The organism is Polynucleobacter sp. 35-46-11, assembly GCF_002281105.1.
Genome location: NZ_NCFJ01000543.1, coordinates 1 through 1,635 on the forward strand (window position 1 = coordinate 1; position 1,635 = coordinate 1,635).

Here is a 1,635-nt window from a genome sequence, read left to right on the forward strand (position 1 = left end):
ATAGAATATAGGGGCATTCTTCATAATTTCAAGTCTGTTAGACCTCTTTTTAAGCGAATTTACCCCCATTTTGACCTGGCTTGTTTACCTCCTAGAGTGCTCAGATGGCAGCTATTACGCTGGGATTACCAACCGCCTAGAACATCGCTTGGCAGCCCATAATTCAGGGGAAGGTGCTCGCTATACAAGGGCTCGTAGACCAGTCACCCTTTTGGCGACCCAAGAGCACCCAGATCGATCTGAAGCCTCCAAGGCAGAGGCTAAATTAAAGAAGTTACCGAGATCGGAAAAGCTGGGCTTTTTTAAAACCTAGAATGGGGTTTCAGGCACCCATCACCACACAGTGGCATGGGAGGATAAAGGATTGCTATTTACCTTGATACTTCGCAATACTTGCCTTTAGGTCGCTGTACTCCTCACAACCAAATAGGCAGGCCTTATCTAGTCTAGCCAACATAGCCTCAGCCCCAGGCAAATCCTTCTTCATCAAGAGCAACTCACCGTAATATTCCAATGCAGACCTATGGCTTGGGTCAATCTTGAGTGCTGCCTGGTAATACTTTTCAGATGAAACCAAATCAGGTGGCTGCTTTTTGCGAAGGCTGTATCCCATCAAGTTATTCCAATCCGCAGAATCGACATCATTGGCTGACTGCAACTGCTTCAATGCTTGGTCGTAATTGTTAGATTTGATGCTGGCGCGAGCATCGGTTAGCCAAGCAGGGTCAGATTTAGTTGGAGCACTATCAGCAGCAACAGAAACCACCCATGGCGCTATTGCGATTGCTAAGGATGCAAGTATTTTACTAAGCGCATTCCAGTTCATTGCCTTCATATTTTAGAGCCTTATATTGATTCTGCTTTTTGTAGGTAGTCGCCAAAACTGAAAATGGAATTTGGCCCCAGCGGAACATCTTCTACTTTTTTAAAAGGTGTCTTAATTACCCTCTGAACCTCACCCTTAGAGGGCTTGCTCACCTTCAATTCTGGATAAGAAAAAGTCTGACGCTCTGGTGCAGTTTTGGCATCGCTAAATCGTGGTACATAATCTTTAATAGCATCGGAGAGATTCATATTCGCCATGCAACTGAGCATGTAAGTCTCTAAGGATTGGTAGAGCTCACTTGCAATATCGCAAGCTTCAACCTTACGCTTTTTAATGTAATTCATGGCCAACACAACATCCTTAATAGTGACCATTCTAGGATCCTGTAAAAGCGTATAACCTCCGTTCCGACCCTTTGTGCCTTTGACAATTCCGGCGGCACGCAATGCGCTGAGCAAAAGCTCGATTCGGCTAATCGATAATTTTTGGCGCTGCGCCAACTCTAAGCCAGTAACCGGATGGATGCCAGTTGAATGGGTTGCTATGTCAACCAGAGTATTTAGTGCGGCTTTAACAGCGGTATTAACGTTCATGTTGAATTTAACAAATATATTGAATTGAAATCAGTATCGGATTGAATGCCATATTTTGTTGAGCTAGGATCTTGAACCCTTTTTAAGTCATGGTTGTCATTAACCCAAATAAGCTCTTAACTCAGCAATCAGGCTTTTAATTTGCTCCGGCCTGAGGAACTGACCAACTTCAACCTTCTGCCCCGTCTGCTCTACAAAAAATACTTTTTTATTGCC

3 protein-coding genes are annotated in these 1,635 nt (G+C 44.1%); 1 reads left to right on the forward strand and 2 read right to left on the reverse strand.

Features of this window, described 5'->3' with window-relative positions:
- Positions 1 to 70: 70 nt before the first annotated feature.
- Entirely contained in the window at positions 71 to 313 is a 243-nt protein-coding gene (locus tag B7Y67_RS17395; RefSeq protein WP_293599707.1) for a GIY-YIG nuclease family protein, read from the forward strand.
- A gap of 54 nt (positions 314 to 367) precedes the next feature.
- Here the strand turns inward: B7Y67_RS17395 and B7Y67_RS17400 are convergent, their stop codons facing one another.
- Both B7Y67_RS17400 and B7Y67_RS17405 read right to left on the reverse strand, forming a co-directional pair.
- Positions 368 to 835 carry a tetratricopeptide repeat protein gene (locus B7Y67_RS17400; protein ID WP_293599708.1) on the reverse strand — a complete coding sequence of 156 codons (468 nt, stop codon included), beginning with the start codon at positions 833 to 835 and terminating at the stop codon, positions 368 to 370.
- 11 nt (positions 836 to 846) lie between these two features.
- Positions 847 to 1,419, reverse strand: coding sequence for an Rrf2 family transcriptional regulator (locus B7Y67_RS17405; RefSeq protein WP_293599709.1), 573 nt, complete (start codon positions 1,417 to 1,419; stop codon positions 847 to 849).
- Between the last annotated feature and the right edge of the window lie 216 nt (positions 1,420 to 1,635).